This window comes from uncultured Campylobacter sp., assembly GCF_938017775.1.
GTDB lineage: Bacteria > Campylobacterota > Campylobacteria > Campylobacterales > Campylobacteraceae > Campylobacter_B.
Window position 1 is genome coordinate 1 of record NZ_CALIIU010000029.1, and the last position, 20,086, is coordinate 20,086.

At 46.5% G+C, this 20,086-nt stretch carries 18 protein-coding genes, 1 tRNA gene and 1 pseudogene; 6 read left to right on the top strand and 14 right to left on the bottom strand.

Translation table 11 applies throughout. The features are described 5' to 3' along the window. The 6 genes from rfbF to Q0537_RS04550 form a co-directional block, all read right to left on the bottom strand. Positions 1–762: glucose-1-phosphate cytidylyltransferase (rfbF, locus tag Q0537_RS04525; RefSeq protein ID WP_299225465.1), on the bottom strand; the 762-nt coding region annotated here is incomplete at its 3' end. A 234-nt stretch (positions 763–996) separates the two neighbouring features. Beyond that, positions 997–1,518, bottom strand: coding sequence for a translation initiation factor IF-3 (gene infC / locus Q0537_RS04530; protein ID WP_298755672.1), 522 nt, complete (start codon positions 1,516–1,518; stop codon positions 997–999). After that, positions 1,515–3,338: a threonine--tRNA ligase gene (gene thrS, locus Q0537_RS04535; protein WP_299225468.1), complete on the bottom strand. Its 1,824-nt coding sequence runs from the start codon at positions 3,336–3,338 to the stop codon at positions 1,515–1,517. Before thrS ends, infC begins: the two co-directional genes overlap by 4 nt. Positions 3,339–3,440: 102 nt before the next feature. Next, entirely contained in the window at positions 3,441–4,646 is a 1,206-nt protein-coding gene (locus tag Q0537_RS04540) for a multidrug effflux MFS transporter (protein WP_299225470.1), read from the bottom strand. Then, entirely contained in the window at positions 4,624–5,367 is a 744-nt protein-coding gene (locus Q0537_RS04545) for a spore coat protein (RefSeq protein WP_299225472.1), read from the bottom strand. The genes Q0537_RS04540 and Q0537_RS04545 overlap by 23 nt, the downstream gene beginning before the upstream one ends. Positions 5,368–5,627: 260 nt before the next feature. Then, positions 5,628–5,702: transfer RNA gene (locus Q0537_RS04550), tRNA-Glu, on the bottom strand. 77 nt (positions 5,703–5,779) lie between these two features. Here Q0537_RS04550 and Q0537_RS04555 point away from each other — a divergent pair. Together Q0537_RS04555 and nfo are read left to right on the top strand one after the other, a co-directional pair. Further along, positions 5,780–6,271, top strand: coding sequence for a hypothetical protein (locus tag Q0537_RS04555; RefSeq protein ID WP_299225474.1), 492 nt, complete (start codon positions 5,780–5,782; stop codon positions 6,269–6,271). Between the two features lie 362 nt (positions 6,272–6,633). Continuing rightward, positions 6,634–7,488: a deoxyribonuclease IV gene (nfo, locus tag Q0537_RS04560; RefSeq protein WP_299225476.1), complete on the top strand. Its 855-nt coding sequence runs from the start codon at positions 6,634–6,636 to the stop codon at positions 7,486–7,488. Positions 7,489–8,283: 795 nt separating this feature from the next. Here the strand turns inward: nfo and Q0537_RS04565 are convergent. After that, positions 8,284–8,931 carry a tetratricopeptide repeat protein gene (locus Q0537_RS04565; RefSeq protein WP_299225478.1) on the bottom strand — a complete coding sequence of 216 codons (648 nt, stop codon included), beginning with the start codon at positions 8,929–8,931 and terminating at the stop codon, positions 8,284–8,286. A 184-nt stretch (positions 8,932–9,115) separates the two neighbouring features. On the opposite strand from Q0537_RS04565, the gene murI reads away from it, so the two are divergent. Continuing rightward, positions 9,116–10,447 (top strand): glutamate racemase, encoded by a 1,332-nt coding sequence (murI, locus tag Q0537_RS04570; protein ID WP_299225480.1) that lies wholly within the window; start codon positions 9,116–9,118, stop codon positions 10,445–10,447. Positions 10,448–11,350: 903 nt separating this feature from the next. Here murI and Q0537_RS04575 read toward each other — a convergent pair. From Q0537_RS04575 to Q0537_RS04585, 3 genes are all read right to left on the bottom strand, one after another. Next, positions 11,351–11,635: an EexN family lipoprotein gene (locus Q0537_RS04575; RefSeq protein ID WP_295153300.1), complete on the bottom strand. Its 285-nt coding sequence runs from the start codon at positions 11,633–11,635 to the stop codon at positions 11,351–11,353. Between the two features lie 271 nt (positions 11,636–11,906). Then, positions 11,907–13,601, bottom strand: a complete 1,695-nt coding sequence (locus Q0537_RS04580; RefSeq protein WP_299225482.1) for a Na+/H+ antiporter NhaC family protein — start codon at positions 13,599–13,601, stop codon at positions 11,907–11,909. A 16-nt stretch (positions 13,602–13,617) separates the two neighbouring features. Further along, positions 13,618–14,364, bottom strand: a complete 747-nt coding sequence (locus tag Q0537_RS04585) for an SDR family NAD(P)-dependent oxidoreductase (RefSeq protein WP_299225485.1) — start codon at positions 14,362–14,364, stop codon at positions 13,618–13,620. 244 nt (positions 14,365–14,608) lie between these two features. Between Q0537_RS04585 and Q0537_RS04590 the strand changes: the two genes are divergently transcribed. Then, complete coding sequence (locus tag Q0537_RS04590) at positions 14,609–15,304, top strand: hypothetical protein (RefSeq protein WP_299225487.1); 696 nt, start codon at positions 14,609–14,611, stop codon at positions 15,302–15,304. A 596-nt stretch (positions 15,305–15,900) separates the two neighbouring features. On the opposite strand, the gene Q0537_RS04595 is transcribed toward Q0537_RS04590, so the two are convergent. The 4 genes from Q0537_RS04595 to Q0537_RS04610 all read right to left on the bottom strand — a co-directional run bounded on the left by Q0537_RS04595 (position 15,901) and on the right by Q0537_RS04610 (position 19,481). Continuing rightward, positions 15,901–16,443, bottom strand: a complete 543-nt coding sequence (locus Q0537_RS04595) for a DJ-1 family glyoxalase III (protein ID WP_299225489.1) — start codon at positions 16,441–16,443, stop codon at positions 15,901–15,903. A gap of 10 nt (positions 16,444–16,453) precedes the next feature. Continuing rightward, positions 16,454–17,029 (bottom strand): c-type cytochrome, encoded by a 576-nt coding sequence (locus Q0537_RS04600; RefSeq protein ID WP_299225491.1) that lies wholly within the window; start codon positions 17,027–17,029, stop codon positions 16,454–16,456. A gap of 75 nt (positions 17,030–17,104) precedes the next feature. Then, positions 17,105–18,304, bottom strand: a complete 1,200-nt coding sequence (locus Q0537_RS04605; protein WP_299225493.1) for an OprD family outer membrane porin — start codon at positions 18,302–18,304, stop codon at positions 17,105–17,107. A 790-nt stretch (positions 18,305–19,094) separates the two neighbouring features. Then, a complete protein-coding gene (locus Q0537_RS04610; RefSeq protein ID WP_299225495.1) occupies positions 19,095–19,481 on the bottom strand; it encodes a hypothetical protein in 387 nt (128 codons plus the stop codon). 108 nt (positions 19,482–19,589) lie between these two features. Between Q0537_RS04610 and Q0537_RS04615 the strand changes: the two genes are divergently transcribed. Next, entirely contained in the window at positions 19,590–19,712 is a 123-nt protein-coding gene (locus tag Q0537_RS04615) for a hypothetical protein (RefSeq protein WP_299225496.1), read from the top strand. 79 nt (positions 19,713–19,791) lie between these two features. Next, positions 19,792–20,086: pseudogene (locus Q0537_RS04620) on the top strand (EamA family transporter); the annotation flags it as partial.

Genomic DNA, 20,086 nt, shown 5'->3' on the forward strand with positions numbered 1-20,086 from the left:
CCAAGGAGCCTTGCCGCTTGCCCAAAGACTCTCAAGTTTTTCTTTCTCTCTTTGAGTATCCATACATTGCCAAAAACCGTCATGTTCAAATCCCATAAGCTCGCCGTCCTTTGCAAGCTTCAACATAGGACTCTGCTCAAATATTGTAGCATCTCCCTCTGTGATATAATCAAATATATTCGGATTTAGTACCATAAAACCGCCGTTGATAATAGCTGAATCATCTTCACTTTTCTCTCTGAATGATGTAATAAGACCTGATTCATCCTTTTGAAGTACGCCCTTTTGTTGTGCCAGACTTACTGTAGTTATAGTCGCAGTTTTACCATGAACCTGATGAAACTTAAGCAACGCGTCTATATCCACATCTGATACTCCGTCACCATAAGTAAGCATAAACGGCTCATCCTTTAAATGTTCCTTTGCTCTAAGTATTCTTCCGCCTGTCATAGTATTTAACCCTGTATCAAGTACTGTTACCTTCCAGTCCTCTGCATTTCTTTGATGTACTTCCATCTTATTATTCTTCATATCAAAAGTCACATCGGAATTGTATACAAAATAGTTGGCAAAATACTCTTTTATCTTATTCTGCTTATAACCTGCAAGTATAACGAACTCATTTATTCCGAATGTCGAATAGTATTTCATAATATGCCATAATATCGGTCTGCCACCAATCTCAACCATTGGCTTAGGTCTGATGCTAGTTTCTTCGGCAAGCCTAGTGCCAAAGCCGCCAGCTAAAATTAAAACCTTCATATATTCATTTCCTTTGTTTACTTCCTTTATAGCAAGTCGTCGTAGAGAGAATTTATTTGTTTTTGATTTTATCAAAATAAAACTTAGATAAGAATAATGATTAGATAAATTTTAAACTCCCTCACCTTTTATTTCTAATGTAATATTCTTTAACCAGGAGCAAACTTAAAATAGTGGAATTTTAAAATTCCACTATTTTATCGCTGCGATTTTTATAGCATAGCTAAATTTACTCTACGCCTTTTTCGGCGTGATCAGCATATTTACGTAGCGGCCCTCCAGCACGGGCGCCTTATCGCGATCGGCCACTTCAGCAAAAAATTCGTCCCAAATTTTATTGAGCAAATTTACGCCGATTTCCGGGCTTGACATCTCGCGCCCTTTTAAAAATACGCGAAGCTTGACGTGTTTGCCGCTACTAAGGAATTCTTTCGCGTGTTTTACTTTGTAATTAATGTCGTTTTGAGCGATTTTGGCGGACAGCTTAATCTCCTTAACCTCGATGATTTTTTGCTTTTTTTTCGCCTCTTTGAGCTTTTTTTCCTGCTGATAGCGAAATTTGCTATAGTTCATGACCTTGCAAACGGGCGGCTTTGCATCGGGCGCTATCAAAACCAGATCCACGCCCTCTCGCTCGGCGATTTGCAGCGCCTGCGCCTTTGAAATTATGCCGTAAACCTCGCCGTTGTCGCCTATGCACCTGACTTCGCTAGCCGGAATGTCCTCGTTTAGAAAAACCTCTTTCTCTCTGCTCAAAAATTCACCTCGTTTAATTTAGCTTTTACGAAATTTAAAAACTCATCCAGCCCTAAATTTCGCTGTTCGCGCGCCCTGCGATCGCGCAGAGCCACGCTGCGAGCCGAAACTTCATTATCGCCTAGGACGATAATGAGCGGCACCTTCTGCTTTTCAGCTGTTCTGATTCGTTTATTTAACGTCTCGTTTCTATCTAAAATTTCGCCGTCAATGTCTGCTTCGCGCAGCAAATTTAAAATTTCTTTCGCGTAGTCTGCGTGCGCCTCGCCGATCGGCACGATCGATACCTGCGTAGGACAGATCCAAAACGGAAGCTCGCCCGCGGTGTGCTCGAGCAAAATCCCCACGAAGCGCTCGAAGCTTCCCAAAATCGCGCGATGCAGCATCACGGGCTGCTTTTTTTCATTATTTTCGTCGATGTAGCCAAGCTCGAAGCGCGCAGGCAGGTTAAAATCGACCTGCACCGTGCCGCACTGCCATTTTCGACCGAGCGCGTCGGTGATTTTGATATCGATCTTAGGTCCGTAGAATGCGCCGCCGCCCTCGTCTAGGCCGTATTTTAAGCCCTTTTCGTCAAGCGCGTCTTTTAAGGCCTTCGTCGCGATCTCCCAAACCTCGTCGTCGCCGACCGCCTTTTGCGGTTTGGTCGAAATTTCAAGCTCGTATTCAAAGCCGAAAGCTTTCATCAAGAGCTCTACGAAATCTAAAATTTCATAGACGTTTTCTTTGATCTGGCTCGGCATCACAAACAGATGCGCGTCGTCCTGCGTAAACTCGCGCACGCGGAAAAGCCCGTGCAAGACGCCGCTTTTTTCGTGGCGGTGCACGACGCCGTACTCGCAAAATTTAAGCGGCAGATCGCGATATGAGCGGATCTCACTTTGATAAACCTTGATGTGACCGACGCAGTTCATCGGCTTGATGCCGTATTCTTGATCCTCGATCGTCGTAAAATACATATTTTCTTTGTAGTTACTGTAGTGCCCGCTGATCTTCCACGCGTCGGATTTTAAAATTTCAGGACCGCGCACCGGCTCGTAGCCGCGCTTGCGAAGCTGCCTATAAAGGCGCTCCTCGAGCTTTATACGCATCCTCGTGCCGGCAGGAAGCCAGATCGGAAGTCCCGCGCCGATCTGCTCGTCGAAGGTGAAAAATTTCATCTCGGCTCCGAGCTTTCGGTGATCGCGCTTCTTGGCTTCTTCTAGCATCGTAAGGTGTTTTTTAAGGCTTTCTTTGTCGGCAAATACGACGCCGTAGATGCGAGTTAGCATCTCGCGCTTCTCGTCGCCGCCGAGATACGCCCCCGCGACGCGCGTAAGGGCGAAATTTTTCAAAAATTTCGTATTTTGCACGTGCGGTCCGCGGCAGATGTCCTCAAACTCGCCCTGCGCGTATAAGCTAACCGGGCCGTCCGGGATGCGCTTTAAAACCTCCCCTTTAAGATCGTCGTTTGCATATTTTTTCGCGACTGCCTCTTTGGTGGAGGCTATCTTTTTAATCTCTAAATTTGCCTCGGCAAGCGCGCGCATCTTTTTTTCGATCGTTTTTAGATCCTCTTCGCCGAGCTTTTCGCCGTTATCTTTGCTGACGCGGATGTCGTAGTAAAACCCATCCTCGATCGCGGGTCCCACGAAAAATTTAGCGCTCGGATAGAGCTCGCGCACCGCCTGTGCCAAAAGATGCGCACAGGAGTGGCGCAAAATTTTAAGCGCGTCCTCGGAGTTATCGAAATATATCGGCTGCGCCTCGTTAGCGCGCTCGCCGATACTTTGAGTATCATAAATTTCACCGTTAAGTTTATATGCGATAATATCGCTCATTGGCTTGTTTCCTTTTTTACCGAATTGTCTTTCTTACGCTGAAAGAACGAGAGCTAATTTTAGCTAATCAATCCTTAACGATAAATTTAAAAAATATTAAAATTAAAATTTTTGATTCTTTTCTCGCAATAAAAAATACACAGCGTTCGCATAAAGAGCACAAATCGCCATCACACTTGCGAGCAAAAACGGCTTATTCGCTCCCACTGCACCTACGATAAACGAAATAGCCCCGGCAATAGCAAACTGCGCAGTCCCGAGCACCGCCGAAGCTGCGCCCGAGTTGCCGTCCTTATACAGCGCCATCGCAAGCGTCGTGGCGTTAGGCGCGACAAAGCCGAGCGATGAAAGCAATACGAAAAGCGAAGCCTCAAAGCAGATGAAAGGAAGGTCAAGCATAGCGCATGCGAGCAGAATCAGGCTCATCACAAGCATCGCTATTAGGCCGAAATTTAATAAAGCTGTGGGTTCGCGATTTTGCACGAGTTTGGCATTTAGTGCCGAAACAAGGGTCATTCCAAGAGCGTTGATGCCAAATATTACGCCAAAGGCATGCTCGCCCAGCCCATAATAGCCCAAAAATATGAAGCTAGAGCCCGTGATATAGGCAAAAAGTGCGCTCATCGCAACCGCAAATCCTAGCGTATAGCGCATAAATTCTTTATTTCGCAAGATTATGCCGTATTCGCCAAGCACGCCTTTTACGCTAAGTGTAGCAGTCCTGTCTATCTGAGCGCTCTCGTCGAGTCCGAAAAATATAAATGCAAAAAGCAAAATTCCAAGCGCAAACAAAATCGCAAAAATCGCTTGCCATGAGAAAAAATCTAGCACAAATCCACCTAGAGTTGGTGCTAGCATCGGCGCTAGCGAGCCTACGACCATCATCAGCGCAAACATCGCCGCAGCCTCGTGTAGCTCGAATTTGTCGTTAATAACGGCTCGCGCAAGTACCACTCCCGCGCACCCGCCTAAAGCTTGCAAAAATCTAAAAAATATAAACGCGTAAACGCTATCAAAGCTCACGCAAGCAAGCGACGCACATATAAAAAGCAAAATGCCCGCGTATAACGGCTTTTTACGACCAAATTTATCGCTTAGCGGCCCATAAACGAGCTGTCCTAGCGCAAAAGCGATGAAAAAACTCGCAACCGATAGCTGAGTGTAAAACTCGCTCGTAGCAAAGCTTGCCTTTACCTTTTCCAGCGCGGGCAGATACATATCGGTAGACAAGGGCGCCAGAGCCGACATATAGGCAAGTATAATCACCAGCTTAAATTTAGCGAATTTACTTTGTTTTTCTTTGATCATCGTTTTCCTCAATTATTTTTAGGCAGAGCTCAAACGTGCGCACGAGCGCGTTTAGATCCTTAAATTTTTGCGGCAAGAGCCTGGCGATAAAATATATTGGACGCAGCGCAAGTACCGTAGCCCACGCACTTTGCACTACATCCTGCCCGCCGCTTGAGGCGTAGGCGTGGATGCCTGCGCGCACAAAGCCTTCGCTCAGACCTTCACGACACAGATCATAAACAAACAGCAAAAAATCTCGCATTTTGGCTTTTTGCAGATCACCGCGCTCGCCGCGATTTTCAAAATCTATAAATTTCATCTCGCCGTTTTTTACTAAGACGTCGCGCAGTGCGGGTCTGCCGTGTATGAAGCCGCGCGAATGTAGATGTGCTAACGCCGCAGCGTAGCCCTGAATGAGCGCCACGCAAGATGCCTCATCCGAGCTTTTTAGCACCTCGTCCACCGGCGCGCCGCCGTCTTTGAGTACGAAAAAGCTCTCGTCTCGCAGCACCAGCTGCGGCACAGGCGCGCCGGCTGCGTACAGGCTCTCGCATTTTAGCGCTTCGTAATCGAAAGCGGCTTTCGGATTCGCTTTAAATATTTTCGTAAGTAATCCGCCGCGGATGCGCAGCTCCGGCTGCTTGAGCCAGTATTTCTCGCCCTCGAAACTAAAGCTCGTGACGCGCTCTCCAGGATGATTTTTTAGAATTTCATTTACATATTCTTTAAAATTTTGCATTCGATAAATTTAGCGAATTTTTTTTAGAAAGAGCTAAATTTGCGAGTTTTATTTTATTAAGTTTCATCTGTCCGCATAAAATTTATTACATAAATTCGGCAGGGCTAAATTTTAAAACTATCAAGTAGAATTTATTGTAGTCTTGGAATTTTGTAGCACAGGAAGCAGCAAAAGCGCATAATTTTAAAATTTAGCAGTTAGATAAAATTTCAGAATTTTACAAAGCTAAGATTTGCGTCAAAAAATTTTAAAACTAGAAGTGGCGACCCCTACGAGATTCGAACTCGTTTTACCGCCGTGAAAGGGCGATGTCCTAACCGTTAGACGAAGGGGCCACTTAATCTGGTATTAAGATTAAAGGCGGTATTCTACTCAAGACGCACTTAAACCCAACTTAAATTAAGGATTATTTATGAAATGCTCTTTTCTGGCGCCACTTGCACTTTCGCTTCTGCTCGCAGGCTGCGCTACCACCGCGCTCAAGCCCGCTTCTACGCAAGCTGTAAATTTCACCGTCATTTCGCCGCTTACTCGCACCAGCGACGCGGGCTTTATGCGCAAATTTAAAAATCAAACCGAGGTTCAAATTTACGCAAGCGGCATCAGCGTGCTGAGCCTGGTTTTAAAAGGCGATAAAATTTGCATGAACGGCGCGTGCGACGACGAGCTCGTTTTCAATAAAAAATTCTTCGGCACCGAGCACTACCGCGGGCTTCTGAGCGAAATCCTAGACGGCAAGCCGATCTTTGGCGGCAGCGACGCGGGCGAGCGCCATTGCCTCGCGCAAAGCCTGCAAGCTGGCTCTATCGATTATAAGGTTTGCCGCGACAAGGACGGCGGCGGAAGATCTATAAGCTTCGCCGACGCAAAACACGGCGTAAAAATCAAAATCCGCGAGCTGTAGTAAAATTTTGCGCGGCGGGTGTTTGTAAGCGCGCGAAACACTATTCCACAGGCGGCGCGAGCAAATCGCGAACGAGTAAAATTTCGCGCAGCGCACGTTTATAAACGCGCGGGAATAATGCGCTCTAGCAGCCGCCCAAAACACGGCGCGAGCGGTCAAAATTCCATTACTCGGCGAGTAGCCGCCTAAGCTTTGCAAACGGCGCGGTTTTATTGGCGCTCTGCGCCGGCTCTTCGCGGCGAAATTTACTAAGCAGCGCGTATGTGTGAAAGAAAAAGCGCGCATTTAAATTTAAAAATCTGCGCGGCTTGGGTTTATGAAATTTCGGCGCACGCGGCGTAAAATAAAATTTAGGAGGTAAAATGAAGCGGATCGGAGCGCACGTGAGTGCTAGCGGCGGGGTTTCTAACGCGCCGTTAAACGCCGCAAAGATCGGGGCGGACGCGTTTGCAATGTTCGTCAAAAATCAGCGCAGATGGGACGCGCCGCCGCTTAGCGCGGAGGAGATCGCCGCATTTAAAGACGCGCTGAGGCAAAGCGGCATCAGCGCGGAGCATGTCTTGGTGCACGACAGCTACCTCATAAATTTGGGCCATCCGCGCGAGGCAGAGCGCGAGAAGTCCTTAAACGCCTTCGTGGACGAGATACGCCGCTGCGAGGCGCTCGGGCTTAAACTTTTGAACTTTCATCCGGGCTCGCATCTAAATGAAATTTCAGCTCAAGAGTGCCTGGATAATATTGCAGAGTCGCTAAATTTCGCCATCGCAAACACCGCAGGCGTCAAGCTCGTGCTCGAAAATACCGCGGGCCAAGGCTCCAATCTCGGCTATGATTTCGCTCAGCTCGCTTACGTGATCGGCAAAATTTCAAATAAAGATCGCATCGGCGTCTGCATCGACACCTGTCACGCGTTCGCCGCAGGATACGATCTGCGCAGCCCGCAGGCCTACGAGCGCACGATGAGCGAGTTTGACCGCGCGATCGGCTATAAATTTTTAAGCGGCATGCACCTAAACGACACGAAAAACGAGCTTGGCGTGCGCAAAGATCGACACGAGAGCCTCGGACGCGGATTTTTGGGGCTTGCGGCGTTTGAAAACATCATGAACGATCCAAACATCGACGAGATCCCGCTGATTTTAGAAACGATCGACGAGAGCATCTGGGCGGAGGAGATCGCACTTTTGCGCAGTATGCAAGGACGCCGCAAAGCCTAATCGGGCGCCTTTTGCGCCACGTAGAATTTATCTCATTTCGCTTCAAAGTGGCGCCTAGCGATAAGAGCCTTTATGCCCTGCGTTTACATCGTGGGATTTATCGCTTAAATTTTAACAAGCAAAATAATGAAGATTGCGCGTTAAGAATGCCGCACCATAACAAAGGCGCGAAATTCTATGACGAAAACATGGCGTCATAGCAAAAAAGCAAAATTTTTATAGAAAAATGCAGCGTCGCGGCAGAAATGAAAAATTTTACGCTGCGTAATTAAAATTTTCAAGCAAGATTTTTAAAGCGATGCGGCGGCAAATTTTAAAATTTATCGCTACGGTATTTCAAGGCTCAGCGCCAGATTCAAAGCTCTAGGAATTTTAAAATTCTAAATTCCACATCAAAAAAACGGCGCGAAACTTTATATTTGCGACTGCGTAAATTCCAACCTTGCAATTGCCCGATCTTTGCGGAGGCGCAAGCACATAAGGCCTCCATAATCCTAACTTAAAATTCTGCTGCGTGCCAATCTATGCTTTTAGCACGCATTTGCTTATGACAAATCTGCCTCTTTATTTTAGCACTTTGCTCGCATCAAAATCTCTGCAGGATCCGTGTAAATTTACGCTAAATTCTGCCGCAAGATCGCCCGATCAATTTAAAATTTTATCGTTGAGCTTAGTAGCCTACCGCCACGATTTAAATTTAGACGCAGCGGGATTTTAAGCCGCAGCCGAAGCGTATTGTACCGGCTGCAGCTCGGCGTGCTATTTTAGCAACTCATACATATCGCAGGATTTTTGCTAAAGTTCTTTAAACTCGGGTGGATTCATAAAAGGAGAATTTTTATTTTTTCCTAAATCGCAAGCTTTTTTATAATACCGCGCAGCTTTACTTTTATCGTTAGAGTTGTAGTTAAATAACGCAAAATTATAGCAACTCGCTAGCTCGTCCGTTATGTCGCAACCTTTTTTATCATAAACCGCCGCTTTCATTAAATTTATTTTTACACCGTCTCCTTTACGGTACATCTCTGCCAACATACCGCATGATAGCGCTGATAGCTCTTGCCCCAGGTTACAAGATTTATCAAGGTAGATTATCGCTTTTGATATATCTTTCTCAACCCCATCTCCGTCACTATACATTGATCCCAATAGTCCACAATACATAGCGTCTCCCGCATCGCATCTTTTTTCATGATATTCGATGCCTTTTTTAGGATTTTCTTGCATCATTCTGATCGACATTACAAGGCAACCTGGCTCATATCCGCCGTCGCAGGTTTTTTCAAGCAGCTTAAGTGTTTTAGTATTGTCTTCGTATTGTAAAGCGGCTCTAAGGCAAGACTCCATATTGCCGTCATTGCACTCTTTTTCTAGCGTCTCAAGCTCGGTCGCTCCGAACGCAAAGCAAGTGATAAATGCTAACGCAAATAGCGATTTTTTCATTTAGTATCCTTTCCGGGTAAAATTTGGCTAATTCTACCCCCCCCCTAAGAAATTGATTAAATTTATCGCGAATTTTAATAAGGTAGCGAGAATTCCGACCGCAGATCCACCAAGCCCGCTCAAAATTTAAATTTTACCTGGATTGAGCTATAATCGCGCATTAAATTTAACCTTGGATAAAGATTTGAAAATAGCTTTTTTTGACTCTGGTATCGGCGGGCTGAGCGTGCTCGCCGAGGCTTTGCGGCGGTTTAGCGGGGCGGAGTTTTTGTATTTTGCCGACGAGGATCACGTCCCATACGGCACGAAAAGTAGGGCCGAGATCGTGCGGCTAAGCCTCGATGCCGTCGGGTTTCTGGTCTCGCGCGGCGCGGACGCGGTCGTCGTTGCTTGCAACACCGCCACGAGCGCGGCTATCTCGGAGCTTCGCGGCGCATTTAGCGTGCCGGTAATCGGCATGGAGCCCGCCGTCAAGCTCGCTGCAGACAGCTTTGGCGCGCGCCCAACGCTGCTCATCGCCACGCCGCTAACGATCGCCGGCGAAAAGCTCGCGCGCCTCGTGGGGCGGCTGGAGTGCGAGACGTGGAGCCTGCCGCTACCTCGCCTCGTGGAGTTTGCGCAGGATTTGGAGTTTGACTCGCCCGCGGTTCGGGCGTATCTGCGGGAGGAGTTAGCTAAATTTGAGCTTGAACGCCTCGGTTCGCTCGTGCTTGGTTGCACGCATTTTAACTATTTTAAGGACGTTTTGCGCGAAATTTTGCCGTCTCACGTGCGCATCATCGACGGCATCGACGGCACGTTAAACCGCCTTGCAAGCGAGCTAGACGGGCAGTTAAAGCTCGCGTGCGGTGAGGATTTGCCCTCGCGGGCGACTAAATTTAACACGGGCGGCGAGAGCATAAAAGGCAAGAACAAGCAGGGCGTAGAAGGTCGCGATAATAGCGGCGGCGGGCGCGACACAGAAAGTTGCGGCGAGAGCAAGCCCGATATGATAGAGCAAGGTATGAGCAGACTTCGTGCAGTGTCGTGCGGCACCATAAAAAACGGCGTAGTGAGGTATGATGAGTGCGATGAGTTTTCTAACGCGGATGAGCGCGGCTGCGGCATGGATACTTCGCGCGACATAAAATCGCAGGTTTGTGCGGCTAAATTTAACGCGGACGGCGGTATAAAATTTAACGCAAATTCGCAAACGGGCGAGCTGGGCGCAATCCGCGAACGCGACGGTAAGCTGGCGGTCAATGCCCGCGGCGTAGAGCAATGCGACGAAGACAAATGCCGCATGTCGCCACGCGCCGTAGATGCGAATTCACAGCTCAAGCTTTATTCTCGAGGCGGCGCGGATTTGTCCTTAGAATTTAAGCCGCGAAGCGAAGAGGCGGGTATTTCGCGAGTGAATTATCCAAACGGCAACAGCGTGGAGTATTTTTACTCGGGTAGGGCGCTAGATGCGGCGCAGCTGCGCAAAGTAGAACTGTTTTTAAAGCGGCTCGATGCGATGCGAGCAATCGACTAGGCTACGCGCCTGTGAGCCGCAGCGTGGGTTAAAATTTTATCGCATCGCGGATCGCACCACGCAAATTAAAATTCTAGCGCATCGCAGATCGTTTCGTGAAAGTTAAAATTTTGATGCGCTATAAATCGCAGCGCAGACTCAAAATTTCGCCGTTTTGTAAATCGTACCGCATAGGTTAAAATCTCAGCGCGCTAAAATTTAACTCGGCGATTTAGAAGTAGCTTCGCAACAGCATGTGAGCAATGGCACCTAGCCGTCGCCCGGCGCGCGAAAGTTAAAATTTTACGGGGCAAATGCTGCCTTCCGCTGTCCGGCACGTAAATTTAAAATTTAACGCACAACGCCGCCGTCTGCCTTGAAACCGCATAGCGCAAGCCAAGCGCCGCCGTTGCCACTAATTCTTTGAATTTCATAGCGCAAGCCGAGATCGCTGTTTGCAGAAGTTACCTCGCGTCGCACGAACTATCGCTGCGGATTTGAAATTTTAAATTTAGACTAGGGCGCGGGTAAGCGGCGCGAACGAGGTTAAATTTAGCGCGCAGCGCAAACCGCCGCCGAGAAAATTTGACTAGCGGCATGTGAGATCGTGAAATTTAGCATGCCGCACTGCGAAATTTCACCGCCGCCGGTGAAATTTAGACTAGCCACGCGGCGTAAATTTTAAAATGATTAAATTTTAAGGCGCCGCGCAGCCCGCAAGTCTTTTCTGTGATAGCCAAGCCCGCAGGCTTTAAATTTGAAATTCCAAAATCCGTAAAGCAAGATTTCTCGCCGTATCATTTCGCGAGCGAGATTTATACCGCAAAATTCGGCGCCGCACGGGGTAAATTCACTCTGCGCCGAAGGCATAGAGTGAATTAAAATGTATTAATAGGGGAATAATTTATTGCAATTTTAATCTAATTAATCTTTCAGCCCCCTCTCGGCTCTTTGCCTTTTTACGATTGCTGAACCGAGCATTTTCTCTTGATCAGCATAAAATTCTACGATTTCCTTAGCGTTCACACAATTTTTATAAGAGTTGCTTCCGTCTTTTAAAGTATTGAAATCACACTTTGCGTAAACCTCTTTAGCCTCATTTAGATGAATATCGTAATATTCCTTGGTCTTTACCTCGGTATCGTCACCGCAACCAACTAATAAAGCAGCTAACACCCCCCCCCAGAGGAACATTTTGGGATTTTTCATTTCATTCTCCTTGTTTGAAATTTATCGGTATTTTACTATCCGTTTACTTTAAAAAATTTGAATTACAGGCGCACGCGCCGTTTTAACACGGCTAGTTAAAATTCAGCTTTTAAAATTTGCTCGCTCTTTTTGAAATTTCGTTTTAAAATTTTATCCGCGCGATGGAATTCTACCGAGCGGAATTCTGCGGGATAAAGCAAAATTCCGCTCGGTAGAATTCCGCATCTCTGCGGAATTCAAAATTTAAAAGCAAATTTAAAATTTGCGAGAGCTACTCCTCTATCTTTTTACCTGCGAACCGCACGAGAGCCCACGTAACGGCAAGCCCCATCGGTAGCGCGATCCAGACGCTAAGTCCTAGCGCTACGGGCAGATAGCCCGCCACCACGGCGACCGCGCCGACGGATAGAGCGTAAGGCATCTGCGTCTTTACGTGCTCGATATGATCGCAGCCCGCGCCCATCGACGAAAGGATCGTGGTGTCCGAAATCGGCGAGCAGTGATCGCCGAAAATTGCACCCGTAAGTACGCCCGAGATATTTACGATCATATAGGCGTGAAGCGCGTCGCCCGAAAGCCCGTAGTGAAGTCCCACGGCGTTTGCCAAAGGTATGGCTAGCGGCATTAGAATTCCCATCGTGCCGTAGCTAGTGCCCGTCGAAAAGCTAATGAACGAGCCCAGCATGAAAATCGCTACTGGAAGCAAGAATTTCGGCGTGTTTTGACTTAGCATATCGACCAGATAGCGCGACGTACCGAGCTCCTTGATGACTGAGCTGAGCGACCAGGCAAGCAGCAAGATCACGATCGTAACGATCATCGTCTTCCACCCCTTGATCCACGTAGAGATCGCCTCTCTGACGTTAAAAATTTTACGGTAAACGCTCATAAATATAGACACGACCGTAGCAAGAAGCGCCGCTTGAAAAAGCGCGACCGACGAGTTTGCGTTGCCGAACGTCGCCTGAAGCGTTGCAAAGCTTAGCGGAGCGGCTTTTGCGGCTGCGAGAGCATCGCCTTCAAGCTTGCTTAGCCCGCTAAAATAAAAGCTCGCAAACGCCCCGCAGATTAGCACTATAAGCGGTATAACGGCGTTTGATGCCTGCGGCTTGACGCCTTCTTTAGGCTCTAGCGTTTTATCTTCGAGCTCGGCGATGTTAGAATTTTTAGAGTGGATTTCGCCGCTCGCCGCGCGCCTTTCGGCAGAGAGCATCGGCCCGAAATCCCTGCGCATGAACGCCACGTAAACTACGAAAGCAAGCATAAAAAGATTGTAGAAGCGATACGGCATGGTTTGTACGAAGATCGAGAAGGCGTTTACGTTTTGTACGCCGATCTGATCATATCCCGCTCTTATCAGAGAGACCTCAAGACCTACCCAGGTAGAAATTAGCGCGATACCGGCAATCGGCGCGGCGGTAGCGTCGATGATGAAGGCGAGCTTTTCGCGGCTAACTCTAAATTTATCGGTAATCGGCCTCATGACTGGGCCTACGATCAGGGCGTTTGCGTAGTCGTCGAAAAATACGAAAAGACCCATAACCCATGTCGAAATTTGCGCTGAGATACCCGTTTTAGCGCGCTTGCTAATCCAAAGAGCCACGGCTTTCGTGCCGCCCGTCCTGCTAATCAGCGCGACCACGCCGCCGATACAAAGCACCTGCAAAAGTACGCCCGCGTTGCCTTTGCTGGCCATCGAGCCCACCACGCGCGCGACCAGATCGGTAAAGCTGCCCACAAGCGCGGAGATCGGATTGTCATTAACGACGGCGAGCATATAGGTGCCGCTAAAAACGCCGATGAAAAGCGACAGAATCACCTCTTTGGTGATAAAGGCAAGCGCGATCGCCACGACGGGCGGCACCAGCGTCCAGATGCCGAAAAGCTCGGCATTATGCTGCCTGGTCGCATCATCCACCGCAAACGCGGCAACCGATAAAAACATTAGTAATAGAATTTTTTTCATTTTCTCGCCTTAGAATTTAATGCTTTTCGATAAAAAGCCCAGCCCAGCTCTGCTGCGTCGCCATCGCCTCTACGACGTTGATATTTACACGACGGGGCATCGCTAGGCAGCTTAGTACGATCTGCGCGATATCCTCGGGTAGGATCGCATCGACCCCCTCATACACGGCTGCGGCGCGCGCTAGATCGCCTTTAAAGCGCACCTCGCTAAACTCGCTCTTGCAGATTCCCGGCGCGATCTCCGTCACGCGGATGCCAGTGCCGCGCAGGTCGTTGCGGATATTGCGGCTAAACTGCTTGATAAACGCCTTGCTCGCGCCGTAAACGTGGCTACCCGGATAGGGCCACGCGCCCGCAGTCGAGCCGAGATTGAAGATATAGCCGCTGCCGCGCGCGATCATCAGCGGCAGCACCGCCTTGGTCGAATACAGCACACCTTTGATATTCGTATCGACCATCGTCTCCAAATCCTCTACGGGAGTCTGCGCGATCCCCTCAAGCCCCAGCGCAAGACCTGCGTTATTTACAAGCACCTCGACGTCTTTGAAATTTTCAGGCAGCGCGTTTACGGCGTCAAACACCGCAGCTTTATCGCGAATATCCGCGGCGATAATGTGCGTATTGCCTAGTTCACTCGCTAGCTTTTGCAGCCGATCTTTGCGACGCCCAAGCGCAATTATCTTATAACCCTGCGCGCTAAGCGCCCTGGCGATCGCCTCGCCAAAGCCGCTCGTAGCGCCCGTTATGAATGCCGTGTTTTTCATACGATCCCCTTTGCGTAAAATTTTAAATTTAGCGCAATGATAACGCAAAACGGATTTAGAATTTATGAATTTTATCTTGCGGCGCGGGCGCGGATGAAATAACACGAAGGACATTGGGCGTGCTTCTAGCGCGCACGGACTCGCGATAGGCAGCGGATTTGGCGAGCGCACGGCTAAATTTAAAATTTTGCGTCGTTTGTTTTTCGCGGTTTGCTATAATTACCTAAATTTAGGAAAAAGACAAATGAACAAATTTATACGATTTATCCTCGTTAGTATCTGTGTTTGCGCCATTTATGCGGGTCTGAAATATGCTTTTATGCTCTTTATCACGTGGCTCATGTTTAGTGGGGTATATTTTGATGGACCGGGTACGCTGCTCGCCATACCGCTCACGTTTCTAAGCTCATCGGTTATATTTGATTATTATTGTATTGCGCTGGGTTCTCATCTGCTCTTTTTATCGCTGCTTAAAGGGTGCGACGTGAAAACGCGGTGGATTTTACCTTTATTTTTTCTCATAACGCTCGCGTTTTGTAGTTTTTGCGTCTTAATCGGGCACGAAGATTATCAGCGCATAAACGCGCTTTTTGCACTCTTGCTTATCTCTCCTTTTACGCTCATCGCATACGCCATCGTTACGACTGTAATCCTTGCCAAAAATAAAATTTCGGATTATTATCCGATCTTAGTCGCAATAATTTTTGTGCCTATTCATGCCGCCAGCATAGGGATATGGGGATTAGAACGGATATATTTTGGAGTGTTTCTAAACGCGACGATACTGGGGATTTTTTATTTCACTGCGAAAATCGGGCGCGTAAATTTGATCGCACATAGACCCACATCCGACAAAACGCAAAATTCTAAAGACCGCGTTATCAAAACGATACAAAGCAGCTCGGCATTATTAAACAACGATATTTTGAAAAAGCGCTAAATTTTATCCTTTTTAGGAATTCTAAATAACGCTTTCGTCGCGAGCTACAAGCTTATATGCTTCCCGATAGGTCTGAGCTTTACCGACAAAACCTTCAAAAACCGCGCCGTTTTGCCTCTTGACACATTGACATCGCTATTTGATCAAATTTATATCCAGCGTGATCTTATCGTTTTTGATCACGCCGATACCCTTGTTTAGCACATTTGAGCAATCTGCTTAGCTTCAGCTAGCGAGTACATCGCGAAGATGCCGCATTGAAATTTATTCAGCTGGGTATCCTTTTGAGAGCCCACACCCAAAATATCCTTCATACTTGCGCTTCACGCCGTTATGACGGTAAAGCTTAGTTTAAAATAGCAACTACTCCAATAAAATTTCATCTGTTGCACATAAAGCCTTTTGCGTTTTTAGATTTAAAATTTGAGTTGCAAGAATTCCATTCGTCGTTTATGGATACTCAGAATAAATATTGTGGCTATATTATATGTGTAGAACGAGATAAAATTTACAGCCCTCAGGCGCAGCAAAATCAGCACGCCACATTTTACAAATGGCAAAATAAGGTGCGCCAGAATCGACCCTAACTTGAAATTTTATTTAAAAAGCAAATCGGATTTTAGCTTGGAATAAACCTGCTCGCCTTTTAACTCACGGACGATTTGCAGTGCGAATTCCATCGCAGTAGCAGGGCCTCGCGAGGTCATGATGTTTTGATCTTTTACGACATTCGCCGAATTCGTATAGCCTGGGTGAGCGATCTGACTTTCAAAACCCGGATAACAAGTATAAGAGCTTTTTAGCACACCCGCGGTAGCTAGCGCCCATGGAGCGGCACATATTGCACCGATTTTTGCGTTATTTGCATCGAAATCGCGCAGAATCTTACCGAGTTTCTCGCTTTTGGCTAAATTCTCTGCACCGGGCAAGCCGCCAGGCAAAACGATCATATCAAACTCCGAAACTTTCATATCATCTAAAATTTCATCGGCGATCATCTCTATGCCGTGTGCACCGCAGACGCATTTCTTATCCAGTCCTACAGATACTGCATCGATCTCCGCGCGGCGCAAAATATCGATCAAACTTACCGCCTCGATCTCTTCAAAACCGTTTGCCAAAACGATCGCTACTTTCATCTACGCTCCTTTATTTTAGGTATGAGCCCTGCTCGCTCGGGGCGGTCGAAATTTCAGTATTCGTGCTCCTACTAGACGAGCTATCGTACAGGAACGAATCGTCGCCTTTTAGATAAGCAATGATGTAGCCTAGCTCCGTAGCGCCCGTCTTAGCGGCGATCGGCTGCATGATATTTTTCATCTTGCCACCATAACTTAGATCTGTAGTGTATTGCGACATAGTTATCGAGATCTCTTTGGCGTCCATATCTTTGAGTTTACGCGATACTCCATAAGCTTTTTTTTGGCCATTCTCGCCGTGGCATGAAGCGCACTTCTCAGCAAAGATAGCTCCACCTCTTTCTTTTAAAAAATTTATATTTCGATTTACCTTGCCGCCATAGACTTTACCGCTTGCGGCTGGGGCATTTTTATAGATATTTACGGTTACGTTTTCGTCTTTAGAATGCTTTTCGATCAGTGATTTTAGCTCTTTGGCAAACTCACCTTTAGCTTCAAATACATACGTGTCATCGCTTGCTTTATCCGCAGCGTTTAAATTAAAGACAAAAAAACATGCTAAAAAAGAAATTTTAAAAATTTTCATAGAAAACCTTGATTTAGAATTTAAAAAGGGCGAAGCAAAAGCTCCGCCCTAATTTTACCTGTGGAAGGTAAATAATTAGAAGCTGTATTTAGCCTCGAATCTGATGCGATCTTTTTTCTCATCAAGACCGCCAGCAGCATCGTCAATCTTATAGTGAGAATACCAAGTTTTAAAGCTTAGTTTTTCATTATATTTATAAGAAATTCTACCTACTACTTCGTATGCATTGTCACCATCTGCTTTACCGTCTAGGTAATCAGCGCCGATTCTGATGCCAGTATCAGGGATGGTATAGCCTGCTACTACATACCAATAGTGGTTCTCGCCAGTAAAGCTTCTATAATCTAGCAACTCTTCACCTGGGCTAATGAAAGAGCCTTGATCTTCAAAAGATACAAAAGAAACTTTATCTTTATCATCAGGTTCAAATTTTAAATAACCTGCAGCTAAATCAACGCCAAAGAAACCAGCATTAGCCTCTGCTGCCCAGAAGTCTGCATCACTAGCGCCCGCATCTTTATAATCTCCGTCGAAATCAGAGAATGCGTATTGACCTTTTACGCCAAGATTGAAATCATCGGAGATATCAAAATTTAGAGCTAACTCTGCGGCAAAAAGCTGTGCTACGTCCTCTAGAGCATTATACCATAGCTGGAAAGATACTGGATCATATGAGCCCATAAATCCTATACCATATAGATTATGATCAGTAGTTAGTTTATTATCTACCGCTGCGCCCCATTCAAGACTTGAAATATCTCCATCATTCTCTAAAGAATCCATCCAAAAGCCGCTAATTGTCAAGCCCTCGATATCAGTGCTAGTAATCTTAACACCGTCTCCATACATATCATCGGTAAAGAACGAACCTATGCCTTGGCGACCAACTGCAATAGTAGTGCCACCAACAGTGTATCCTAAGTAAGCCTTAGCGATATCAAAATCGGAACCTTTGTCACTTGGATTTTGTTTGCCATGATATTGGCTATTTGAAGAAGAAAGAGACTCGCCATTATCTCTATCTAAGAACCTAACGCCCACTACACCAAAGAAGTTATCGTCGATTTTTGCTTTAAAATCTACTTCGGATTTAAATTCCCAAACACCTTTATTGCTGTTTGTTTCATTTTTAAGGTGATCGTGAGTGTATCGCATACGAGCGTATCCGTTTAGATCCACATCCTTGATAGCTTCCTCTAACGGAACAGCACTTGCACTCATAGCAAGAGCACCTGCAGCGACTGCTGCCGCTAAACTAAGTTTAACTAGTTTCATTTTGAACTCCTTTAAAAGTTTGTAAGCGCAATAGTAGCACAAAATGACAAATTATATGCTTAAAATAGGCTGAAAAATACTAAAATTTTACCAAATTGTTACCGAGTATTTACCGAAAATCCAAATTTAACGGACATAAAAAAAGCGAGACCCACACAGGTCTCGCCGATTATTGAAAGGAGTTCTAATTTCGATGTGGGGATTATATCAGGCTGCGGTAAACAGACGGCAACACCTCTTTCATGCGGGAGAAATTTCATAAAAATTTTACGACGTGAAATTTTATGGATAAAATTTCAAGACACGAAATTTTCAAAGCGTGGGTTTTAAAAATCTACGCGACATCTTATCAGCGGGGAATACTGCACTGAAAACGAGCAGTGCGCGAAAAACCGCGAGAAAGAAAATTTATAAGAATTTCGCAATCAAAATTCTAGCGCCAGCTGTATTTCTATAATATAAAATTTACGGACAAAATAGCGCCATGCAGCAAGGAATTTAAGCGCGAAAGCAAGTGGATATGAAATGCGAGCCGAGCCATATAAGTAAGATGTGCAGCGCAGAATTCTGTGAAATATAAAATTCCACAACTTTTAAAATATAAAATTTATGCAGACATCGCGTAAAGAATCAGCGGACTTTAAAGCGCAAGCAAATCGCGCCAGTCCGCCATGATTAAGAACAGAAACTATTGCCTTCATAAGAGTAGAGAGCAAACACAAAAACATTTCACAAAGTAAAAGCAGGCTCGCTTACCTTAAAGGGCGCAGCGACTAAAAATCGCGTAGGATTAAAAGCTGATATTTTCGCTCTCAGGTACAGCAATAGCGTCGTTTTTATGCATTTGTTTGGTCTCGATTTTTCCGATGTCATAAGCGCGCGGAGCAACGGAACCCGCTTTGCGCGAGATGATTCGCATATCGGTGATAGCGCCTGCTGCGGTACTTATGTAGGCAGTATCTCCCGCAGCCGCATAATATCTGCTTGCGCGAGCGGTGTATAGCTCGCCGTTGGATAGGTCTTTAAACGTATAGACGTAAGCTGTGGAGCTTTGGCGAGTGTAGTTTACGATCTCGGATTTGAGCGAGCGTAAGTTGCCTGCAGGCGTCGGAGCGGTGCTTACGGCGCAGCCTGCGATGCCAAGAGCCAAAAGTGCGGAAAATATGAAATTTTTCATTCAGTATCCTTCATTTGTAAAATTTGAACTTTTAGAGTAGTAGGTTTGGGCTTAAAGTTTGCTTTTTTGAGAGGCATCGAATTGGAATTTAAACGACGATGGATGCGCTTGCGTCGCTGGCATTTGTTTTTGAGGGGCGTCGAAGTGGAATTTAAACAGACCTCTCTTAGCGTTAGGCGAAGCGAGAATGCGCTTTTGGCGATTTTTCTATATATGTGGGGTAGAATTTAGCAGTAATCGCGAGCGAGACTTGGTAGTCGCGTCTAAATCAAACACGGCAGAACTTTAGCTTCTTTTACCCAGCGGCTGGCTTGCATCAGCACTCTTTGCGGCGCTGACCGCGATATTTGCAAAAATTGGGCTTGAAGGGATCAACTCTCATTTCGCAACTTTTATCCGCACGATCATCATCGCCTTTTGCCTCGCTGCATTCCTACGCTACGCTAAAGCCTGGCAGCCGTTATCTAGTCTGAGCCCTCGCAACTGGATATTTTTGATACTAAGTGGGCTGGCGACGGGTGCATCATGGCTAGCATATTTCAAAGCTCTGCAAATCGGCAAAGCCTATCAAGTAGCACCGATCGATAAACTAAGCGTAGTACTCG

Bases quoted from the DNA above. Each gene is read 5' to 3' on its own strand.
- thrS (WP_299225468.1), bottom strand. From the start codon at position 3,338: ATGAGCGATATTATCGCATATAAACTTAACGGTGAAATTTATGATACT.
- Q0537_RS04540 (WP_299225470.1), bottom strand. From the start codon at position 4,646: ATGATCAAAGAAAAACAAAGTAAATTCGCTAAATTTAAGCTGGTGATT.
- Q0537_RS04545 (WP_299225472.1), bottom strand. From the start codon at position 5,367: ATGCAAAATTTTAAAGAATATGTAAATGAAATTCTAAAAAATCATCCT.
- Q0537_RS04555 (WP_299225474.1), top strand. From the start codon at position 5,780: ATGAAATGCTCTTTTCTGGCGCCACTTGCACTTTCGCTTCTGCTCGCA.
- nfo (WP_299225476.1), top strand. From the start codon at position 6,634: ATGAAGCGGATCGGAGCGCACGTGAGTGCTAGCGGCGGGGTTTCTAAC.
- Q0537_RS04565 (WP_299225478.1), bottom strand. From the start codon at position 8,931: ATGAAAAAATCGCTATTTGCGTTAGCATTTATCACTTGCTTTGCGTTC.
- Q0537_RS04575 (WP_295153300.1), bottom strand. From the start codon at position 11,635: ATGAAAAATCCCAAAATGTTCCTCTGGGGGGGGGTGTTAGCTGCTTTA.
- Q0537_RS04580 (WP_299225482.1), bottom strand. From the start codon at position 13,601: ATGAAAAAAATTCTATTACTAATGTTTTTATCGGTTGCCGCGTTTGCG.
- Q0537_RS04585 (WP_299225485.1), bottom strand. From the start codon at position 14,364: ATGAAAAACACGGCATTCATAACGGGCGCTACGAGCGGCTTTGGCGAG.
- Q0537_RS04590 (WP_299225487.1), top strand. From the start codon at position 14,609: ATGAACAAATTTATACGATTTATCCTCGTTAGTATCTGTGTTTGCGCC.
- Q0537_RS04595 (WP_299225489.1), bottom strand. From the start codon at position 16,443: ATGAAAGTAGCGATCGTTTTGGCAAACGGTTTTGAAGAGATCGAGGCG.
- Q0537_RS04600 (WP_299225491.1), bottom strand. From the start codon at position 17,029: ATGAAAATTTTTAAAATTTCTTTTTTAGCATGTTTTTTTGTCTTTAAT.
- Q0537_RS04605 (WP_299225493.1), bottom strand. From the start codon at position 18,304: ATGAAACTAGTTAAACTTAGTTTAGCGGCAGCAGTCGCTGCAGGTGCT.
- Q0537_RS04610 (WP_299225495.1), bottom strand. From the start codon at position 19,481: ATGAAAAATTTCATATTTTCCGCACTTTTGGCTCTTGGCATCGCAGGC.